General features: G+C 64.4%; 7 protein-coding genes. 4 read left to right on the forward strand and 3 right to left on the reverse strand.

Annotated features, from left to right (window positions below):
• Both QZ213_RS19690 and QZ213_RS19695 read right to left on the reverse strand, forming a co-directional pair.
• On the reverse strand, window positions 1–447 hold a 447-nt coding region (locus tag QZ213_RS19690), incomplete at its 3' end, for a pirin family protein (RefSeq protein ID WP_291687768.1).
• Window positions 448–627: 180 nt separating this feature from the next.
• Window positions 628–2,178, reverse strand: a complete 1,551-nt coding sequence (locus tag QZ213_RS19695) for a class I adenylate-forming enzyme family protein (protein ID WP_291687769.1) — start codon at window positions 2,176–2,178, stop codon at window positions 628–630.
• A gap of 232 nt (window positions 2,179–2,410) precedes the next feature.
• Between QZ213_RS19695 and QZ213_RS19700 the strand changes: the two genes are divergently transcribed.
• From QZ213_RS19700 to QZ213_RS19715, 4 genes are all read left to right on the forward strand, one after another.
• Complete coding sequence (locus tag QZ213_RS19700) at window positions 2,411–4,159, forward strand: ATP-binding protein (protein WP_291687770.1); 1,749 nt, start codon at window positions 2,411–2,413, stop codon at window positions 4,157–4,159.
• Between the two features lie 42 nt (window positions 4,160–4,201).
• Window positions 4,202–4,801 carry a GNAT family N-acetyltransferase gene (locus QZ213_RS19705; RefSeq protein WP_291687771.1) on the forward strand — a complete coding sequence of 200 codons (600 nt, stop codon included), beginning with the start codon at window positions 4,202–4,204 and terminating at the stop codon, window positions 4,799–4,801.
• 35 nt (window positions 4,802–4,836) lie between these two features.
• Window positions 4,837–5,895 carry a helix-turn-helix domain-containing protein gene (locus tag QZ213_RS19710; protein WP_291687772.1) on the forward strand — a complete coding sequence of 353 codons (1,059 nt, stop codon included), beginning with the start codon at window positions 4,837–4,839 and terminating at the stop codon, window positions 5,893–5,895.
• 154 nt (window positions 5,896–6,049) lie between these two features.
• Complete coding sequence (locus QZ213_RS19715) at window positions 6,050–7,480, forward strand: serine hydrolase (protein WP_291687773.1); 1,431 nt, start codon at window positions 6,050–6,052, stop codon at window positions 7,478–7,480.
• Between the two features lie 9 nt (window positions 7,481–7,489).
• Here QZ213_RS19715 and QZ213_RS19720 read toward each other — a convergent pair.
• Window positions 7,490–8,851: MmgE/PrpD family protein (locus tag QZ213_RS19720; protein WP_291687774.1), on the reverse strand; the 1,362-nt coding region annotated here is incomplete at its 5' end.

An 8,851-nucleotide genomic window follows, 5' to 3' on the forward strand; every position in this document is an offset into this window, starting at 1 on the left:
GATCTCTTCCGATCCGGCCGGCAGCGCGATCCAGCTCTGCAGGCCCAGCATCTTCTGGCCGTTCTGCCGCTGCAGGTCCGGCGTGCGCTCGGAATGGGCGATGCCGCGGCCCGCGGTCATCAGGTTCATTGCGCCGGGCTGGATTTCCTGGATATTGCCCTCGCTGTCGCGGTGCATGATGCTGCCGTCGAACAGATAGGTGACGGTGGCAAGCCCGATATGCGGATGCGGGCGCACGTCCATGCCCTTGCCGGACATGAATTGAACCGGGCCGAAATGATCGAAGAAGATGAAGGGGCCCACCATCTGGCGCTTGCCGTGCGGCAGCGCGCGGCGCACCGCAAATCCATCGCCGAGATCGCGGGTGCGCGGCACGATGACCAATTCCAGCGCGTCGCAGGATTTGACGTCGCCGAGCACGGGATCGTTGTCGGGAAGCCAGCTCATGGGGTCTCCTGAGATGTCTGTGGTTATTGCGGCGACCATAGCAGATCAATGTCGTCCCGGCGAACGCCGGGAGCCATGACCACCGGCTTGTGTATTCGAAAAGGCCGGAGGCCGCGGACCGGCTTAATATCCAGCTTCGGTGGCTATGGGTCCCGCTTTCGCGCGGACGACGATAGACCGTTATCCATCCGTCCGCAGCGCGCGCCGGAACAGTTTTCCGGTCGGGCCGGTAGGCATGGCGTCGATCCAGTGAAACGCCTTCGGAATCTTGTAGCCGGCCAGATGGCGCTTCTGGCGCAGGAACAGGTCGATTTCGCCCGATTCCGGCGGCGCTCCGCGGGCGACGAGATAGGCCTCGATGCGTTGTCCCAGCCGCTGGTCGGGCTGGCCGACCACCGCGCATTGCGCGATGGCGGGATGCGACAACAGCGCATGCTCGATCTCCTCGCCGCTGACCTTGATGCCGCCGGTGTTGATCACATTGTCGATGCGGCCGCTCACCCAGAGATAGTTGTCGGAGTCCAGCCGCCCGAGGTCGCCGCTGCGCCACCAGCCGTCGTGGAATTTCTCGCGCGTCAATTCCGGGTCCCTCCAGTAGCCGATCGCCAGCGACGGACCGGAGATCGCGATCTCGCCGGTTTCGCCGTTTGGAGCCTCGTCATCGAAACTTCCGCCGGGCACCAGAATCCTGACGTCGGCGCCGACCACCGGCCGGCCGCTGGAACCGATCTTGCCGCGTTCCATCAGATCCCGCGTGTTGGCCATCACGCCGGATGCGGTAAAGGCTTCGCCGGAGAGATAGACGCAGCAGATGTTCCTGCAGAACCTGTCGTAGAGCTGGCGCACGTCGCTCGGCGCCGGGGCTTCGCCGGAAATCGACACCAGCGTCAGCGCCGACAGGTCGTAGTTCTCAGGTGAGGCCTCGAACACCATGCGCCACATCGTCGGCACCAGCGGCGCCAGCGTGATGCGCTCGCGCTGGCAGGATTCCAGGAACGCCGGCGGCGTGAACAGCTTGCCGAAACAGACTTTTGCTTTCGCGGCTACGTAAGGCAGTACGATGATAGGCCATGCCGCGAATGACGGCTGCATGTAGAGCAGCGTGGCGCTGTCGGGCGTGATCGGTCCCATCACCACCTGGCCGCCCTTGGCGGCCTCCAGCAGCGTCTTCTGGCTGTGCATGATGCCTTTGGGCTTTCCAGTCGTGCCAGACGAGAACACGATCGCGGCGACATCGGCGGGCTTTGGCCTGTTGGCGGCGACGTCGAAGGGCGCAGTGCTAGCGATAATGCCGCTGTAGTCGGCATCGGCGCTGCCGCGCGCGCCAAGGCTGATGCGCCGGATCGGGCGGCCGGATGCGGAGACCGCCGCGATCGCCTCGGCCTCGAGGTCGGAATCATGCACCAGGATGCTGGCGTCGAGCCAGTCGAGCGCCTGGCCCAGCCGCTCCGGCGTCTCGCGCACATGCAGGCTGCAGGCGATCCGTCCGCTCATGGGAGCGGCGAACCACGCCACTGCATGCCGCGCCGAGCTGCGGCAGAGAAACGCGATCACCCGGCCGGACGTGGCGCCGTGATCGGCAAAGCCCTGCGCCATTCCGAGCGCCTGGTCGAGCGCGTCCGTGCCGGTGATGCGATCCTCTTCGTCGACGAACAACTCGTCGCGCCCGCGCCACGCGGCCGAGCGGATGAACAGGTCGCTCAGGGTTTCGATGAAGGGCGTGCGGAGCATGGGAAATCTTGAGTCGGCGGGATGGCCACGCAGGTTACAAGCCCCTGGCCGATCCGGTCCACCCCGACTCGCCCCCCGGGGTGTTCAATATTGCACACCTGAAAGTTGTGTGGACGAAAATGTCGCATCCGGTGAAGATGCGAATCAGTCAAAACCCGTAAGTCCACGGATATAAGTCGGCGGCCGGTCAGTCCATCTTACGATAATACGCGACAATGCAGTCGAGCCACCCATGACCGATGCCGCCGCGCAAGTTCAAAAGCTGCTTCGCCAGCAGGCCGCCATCGCCCGGTTCGGGAGCTTCGCGTTGCGCGAGCGGGATTTGATGAAAATCCTCACCGAAGCAGCTCGGGTGTGCGCCGAAGGCCTCAGCGTCCCCTTCAGCAAGATTTGCCGCTATCGCCCCGAAGAAAACGATCTTCTCATCGTCGCCGGTCATGGCTGGCAGGACGGCGTGATCGGTTACGTGGTGTCGCGCGCCGATATGAGCTCGCCGCAGGGACGCGCCTTCACCACCGGGCTGCCATCCATCATCGACGACTTGCAAAAGGACGCCGGCTTCGATCCGCCGCCGTTTTATGCCGCGTACGGCATCGTCTCGATCATCGACGTCATCATCAAGGGCAGTGATGAGCAGCCTTATGGCATTCTCGAGATCGATAACGATCAGCGGCACGAGTACGACCAGTACGACATTAATTTTCTGACCGGCTTCGCCAACGTGCTGGCCGAGGCGGTCTCGACCGCCTCCCGCGGCGCGGCACTGCAGGTTACCGTCGACAAGATGAAGGCCCTGGTCGAGGAGAAGGACCGCCTGCTGGACGAAAAGAACGTCACGGAGATGCAGCTGCGCCAGGTCCAGAAGATGGAAGCGGTGGGGCAATTGACCGGTGGCGTCGCCCATGACCTGAACAATATTCTCACGGTCATTACCGGAACGATCGAAATCCTCGCGGAAGCCGTTGCAGACCGGCCGGAGCTGGCGGCCATCGCGCAGATGATCGACGAGGCCGCGGCGCGCGGCGCGGATTTGACCCAGCGTCTGCTCGCATTCGCCCGCAAGCAGCCGCTGCAACCGCGCGAGGTCGACGTCAATTCACTGGTGATGGATACGGCCAAGCTGCTGCAGCAGACGCTCGGCGAGCGCGTCGAGATCCACATGGCGCTCGCCGGAGATGTGGCGCGCGCGCTGATCGACCCCGGTCAGCTCACCAATGCGATCCTCAATCTCGCCGTCAACGCGCGCGACGCGATGCCGGAAGGCGGCAAGCTCACCATCGAGACCAGCAATGTCAACCTCGACGATCGCTACGCCGAAATCCACAGCGATGTCACCGCCGGGCCCTATGTAATGGTCGCCGTAACCGATTCCGGCCACGGCATTCCCGCCAGCATCATGGAAAGGGTTTTCGAGCCCTTCTTCACCACCAAGGGCGTCGACAAGGGGACCGGCCTCGGCCTCAGCATGGTCTACGGGTTCGTCAAACAATCCAACGGGCATATCAAGATCTACAGCGAAGAAGGCCATGGCACGACGGTAAGGATGTATCTGCCGCAGGTGAGCGGCGCCGCGGCGTCTACCGAGCTGCCTCGCAGCACAATTCTTGAAGGCGGCCATGAAGCCATATTGGTCGTTGAGGACGACCATCTGGTGCGAACATTCGTCGTGGGCCAGATCAAGAGCCTCGGATACCATACGGTGACGGCGGTCGACGCAACCGAGGCCCTGGCCGTTATCGATGGTCCCAGGGGAATCGATCTGCTGTTTACCGATATGATCATGCCGGGTTCGATGAACGGCCGCCAACTCGCCGACGCAGCGCTGCAGCGCAGGCCTTCGCTGAAGGTCCTGTTCACGTCAGGTTATTCGAACGAAGTCATCATCCATCACGGTCATCTCGACGCCGGGGTGTTGCTGCTCCCCAAGCCGTATCGCAAGTCCGATCTGGCCCGGATGATTCGCGCAGCCCTTGCCGCCTGACGTGAGGTGGCAGATAGTTTCCATGAAACATGGAAGCTCGCAATGCTGCCCCCGCTCAAACCCGGCGTTACGCTTGCCCAGCCCGGGGGTCCCGTCATCGAGACCGGGCGTCTGAAACTGCGGCAATGGCGCGGCGCTGACGTCGCGCCGAACACGGCGATGCTGTCCGATCCCGGCACCGCGCGGTTCATCACCGCCGACGGCAAGCCCGTCACCGATGAATTGGTCGGCTGGCGCAACGCGGCGATCATGTCCGGGCATTGGGCGTTGCATGGCTTCGGCATGTTCGTGGTCGAAGAGAAATCGACCGGAAAATTCGCGGGCCGGGTCGGGCCGTGGTTTCCACCGGGCTGGCCGGGTCTTGAAGTCGGCTGGGGCATTGCCCGCGAATTTCGCGGCAAGGGTTATGCGGTGGAGGCGGCGCGGGCGGCGATCGACTGGGCGTTTGCCACCTTCGAACTCGACCGGATCGTCCACTGCATCGACCAGGATAACATCGCGTCACAGGCGGTGGCGCGGCGGCTCGGCGCCGAAAAGGGGGGCCAGTTCGACCTGTTCGGTCATGTCGCCGATGTCTGGGTGACGTCGCCCGCAAATGGCGGGCTGCGCCGGCAAATTGAAACGGACGATGGCTTGGACTAGGTTCGGCCGTATGGCTCATCGCGAAATGTGAACGCATGCTATCGCAGATCAACCTCGCGCTAGGCGCGGGCACGACAACATTGTTGCTGCTGCTCGCGGCGCTGTTGTTCCGTGATTTCAGGACCGTCACCGCGGGCCGTCTGGGAAGCGCCTTTGCGTTGGGTTCGGCAGCCCATGCGGTGACCGCGGCGTCGGGGTTTACGCTGCCGGTGACGCCGTGGCATGCGGCGTTGATCGCGGTGTCCACCGGCAATGTCGTGGTGTTCTGGCTGTTCGCGCGGGCGCTGTTCGACGACGCGTTTGAAGTGCGCGGCTGGTACGTCGCGCCGTGGGCGGCGGTGGTGACTTTGAGCCTGTCGAATTGCCTGGTGCTGGTGCCGGCGCAAATCCTGGATCCGCGAACTTTCGCCATCGCCATCTCGGTGATTTCGCTTGTCTTCGTTGCGTTTGCCGTCGGTCAGACCATCGCGTCCTGGTCCACCGATCTGGTCGAGGAGCGCCGGCGGTTGCGGGTGTTCGTGGTGGTCGCGACCGCGGTCTATGCCGGCTTCAACGCGGCCGCGCAGATCTTTTTGCCTGCGAATGGCTCTCCGAGCGTGATCTCCTCCGTGAACGCCGCCATTCTCGCCGTCCTCGTGATCGCGATTGCCGTCTCTCTGATGCGGATCAAGGGCGAGACGATTTTTGCGCCTGCGCAAAAGCCGGTCGCCCCGGCGGTCGCACCCAGCGAAACCAGCGCTTCAGATCGGAAACTGCTCGGTGCCCTGATGCGCCTGATGTCGGACGAACGCATCTATCGCCACGAGGGCATCACCATCGGAATGCTGGCGACGAAACTCGCGGTGCCCGAATACAGATTGCGGCGCCTGATCAACCAGCAGCTCGGTTACCGCAATTTCAACGTCTTCCTCAACAACCACCGGATCGAGGAGGCGAAGGCGGCGCTGGCCGACCCCTCACAGGCCGAAGTGCCCGTCATCACCATCGCGATGGATGCCGGCTTCCAGTCGCTCGGGCCGTTCAACCGTGCCTTCAAGGCGACCACCGGGGTCACGCCGACCGAATACCGCAGGCTCAATGAGGCCCGCGCGTAGCTTCAAAATCCATTGAGATAGCTGGCCTATTTCGGAATCCGCCAGTCGGCTGAAGGTTTCGACCAGCGCGATTTCCGAATCCGGCGAGCCGTCGCGCCGCCGCTCGGGCCATATCCGGCGCGCCATGTTGGCGAGAGACTGCCGGAGAAAACCCGTGACCCGAAAAAACCAGATCATCCTGCTCGTGACGGCAACATTATGTGGCGCGCTGGCGCTGACAGCGGTTCGGGCGCCCGACGCGCCTCGGGTCGCGACCGGCTTTATCGCGCATACCCTTTGCTCGGAGACCTTCGTGTCCGGCCTCGATCCGGACCGGGTTTTATCGGAGACGACGGCGGCGATGCCCGGTGCCGGGCTGATCGTTTGGGCCGTCAGCTACAAGGTAGATCGTGCGCGCAAGGACGTCACCGTGACGCTGCTCGGCGGCGGACAAAGCCACGCCGTCTATCGCGACGGTCTGGGATGTTATGTCGCGCATGACGACGCGACCGTCGATGCGCCGCCGCCACCGGCCGCGGGCATGGCGGAACGCGCTATGCTGCCGGAGATTGCCGGGCCTGCGCCGGTGGAACCTGCGACTCCGGCGCTCAAGCTCGCGCTCGAGCGCGCCTTCACCGAGCCGGATCGGCCGCCGCTTCGCCACACCCATGCGGTCGTGGTGCTCAAGGACGGCCGCGTCGTCGCCGAACGCTACGCGCCCGGCTATGGCATCGATACGCCGATCCTCGGCTATTCCGCGACCAAGTCGGTGATCTCGGCATTGACGGGGATTCTGGTTCGTCGGGGCAGGCTCGCCGTCAATGAACCGGCGCCGGTCGCAGCCTGGCAAAGCCCTGATGATCCCCACCACGCCGTCACGATCGATCAGCTGTTGCGCCACACCAGCGGATTGGCGATGGGCAGCTCGCTCAATGCCTCGCTCGCCAGCGCCATCGCGACGGTCAACCGGATGAAATATGTCGAGCGCGACATGGCGGCGTTTGCCCAAAGCGCCGATCTCGAAAGCCAGCCCGGCAGCGCCTGGAATTATCACGATGGCAACACCATCATTCTCTCGCGTTTGATCCGCGACGCGGCCGGGGGGCACGCCGCCGACGTGCTGCGCCTTGCGCGCACCGAGCTGTTCGCTCCACTTGGCATGCGCAACGTCACGCTGGAATTCGACACCACCGGCACGCCGGAGGGATCGAGCCAGATGCTGGCTTCCGCGCGCGACTGGGCACGCTTTGGCGCCCTCTATCTCAACGACGGCGTCGTCGGCGGACAACGCATTCTGCCTGAAGGATGGGTGAATTACTCCGCGACGCCGACCGCACACGCATGGGTCGGATATGGTGCGGGGTTCTGGACCAATCGCGGCGACAGTATTGGCGCGGAATACCGCACCTCGCGCGGTTGGCCGGCCGACTCCTTCTACGCCAGCGGCACCTTCGGGCAATATGTCGTCATCGTTCCCTCCGAACGGCTCGTCATCGCCCGCTTCGGCACCTCGGGAAATCGATACGACATCGAGGGGGTTTCGCACCTCGTAGCCGACGTGATCGCCGCCACCGGCGGCAAGCGGCATGTCGCCGCCGGAAATTGAGCTTCCGTCCTATTGCCGGCCGAGTTTCGTCGCCGTCTCGACGCGATCGAATCGTTCCAGCGAGAGGATCGCGTCGGCAAGCTGATCGGCGCGGCCATTCAGCACCGGACGGGCCAGCGTCAGGAATTTCTGCGCCATCGCCTGCGCGTCGGGGAACGAATTCGGTTCGCCGGAGGGATCCGTATAGAGCCGCTCATGCACGCCGTCGTCGGTGGTAATGCTGACGCGTGCGCCGAACGGATGGCTGCGGCCGATTTCGAGGCGATCGTCCTGCACCACCTCGAACTTGTCGGCCAGCGCGTCGACCGCGGCGTCGCCAAGCCTTTGATAATCGTCCCAGCCGAAGCCGCCCTGGTCGAGCGCCACCGCACCGGTGAAGAACATCGAAAACTGGCCGCCGACGATCGAGGTCGGATGCCGCTTGGTGGCGGCGTCGCCGGTCAGCGTGATGCCGTTGCGATGCAGCCCGATCTCGACGCGCTTGATCTGGTCCGGCGTCAGGTTGTGCTCCCGGCGCATCGCGATCAGCGCATCGAGGGCGGCATGGGTATAGCGGCAGCTCGGATAGGGTTTGACGCCGATCTTCATGGTCTCGTAGATCTTGCCGAGACCGGCGATCGCCTTGTCCGGATGCGGATTGTCGCTGTACCCGACCAATAGGCCGTGCTTGCCTTCGACCGATTCGGTCGCGCCGATGAAATCGTTGCGCGCCAGCGTCGCCGCGATCACGCCGTTCATCGCGGCCGCGCCGACCTGGTAGCGCTTGTTCCAGGCGCCGTTGACCAGGAACTGCAGCGAGCCCGCGGCCTGGCTGCCGGAGACGCCGAACGCGGCGATGATCTGCTCCTTCGACAGTCCGAAAAGTTTTGCCGCCGCGGCGGCCGCGCCATAAGTGCCGGCGGTGGCGGTGGGATGAAAGCCGCGCGCATAATGCGAGGTGGGATCGAGCGCGTTGCCGAGCCGGCAGCAGACCTCATAGCCCGCCACGATCGCGGTCAGCACGTCGCGGCCGGAGGCGCCGACCATTTCGCCGACCGCGAACGCGGCCGGGACCACCGGTGCGCTCGGATGCAGCGAGGAATCCGCGTGCGTGTCGTCGAAATCCAGGGAATGGCCGAGCGCGCCGTTGAGCAGGGCCGCTACCGCGGGCGTCCAGGTCCTGGTGTCGCCGAACACGGTGGAATAGCCCGAGCCGTCGAGCGCCAGCGCTTGCAGCATTTTCAAGAGCGAGGGCGTGGATTCCGCGTCGCGCCGCGCCCGGATGGCGCTGCCGAGGAAATCCAGCGTCAGCACCTTGGCGCGATCGAGCACTTCGGTTGGGATATCCTCGAACTTCAGATCCGCGACATAGGCGGCAAGCGTTGCGGTTTC

Source organism: Bradyrhizobium sp. (assembly GCF_017881085.1).
GTDB lineage: Bacteria > Pseudomonadota > Alphaproteobacteria > Rhizobiales > Xanthobacteraceae > Bradyrhizobium.

Excerpts from the sequence above, each read along its gene's own strand:
- QZ213_RS19705 (WP_291687771.1), top strand. The coding sequence starts at position 4,202 with ATGCTGCCCCCGCTCAAACCCGGCGTTACGCTTGCCCAGCCCGGGGGT.
- QZ213_RS19700 (WP_291687770.1), top strand. The coding sequence starts at position 2,411 with ATGACCGATGCCGCCGCGCAAGTTCAAAAGCTGCTTCGCCAGCAGGCC.
- QZ213_RS19710 (WP_291687772.1), top strand. The coding sequence starts at position 4,837 with ATGCTATCGCAGATCAACCTCGCGCTAGGCGCGGGCACGACAACATTG.
- QZ213_RS19695 (WP_291687769.1), bottom strand. The coding sequence starts at position 2,178 with ATGCTCCGCACGCCCTTCATCGAAACCCTGAGCGACCTGTTCATCCGC.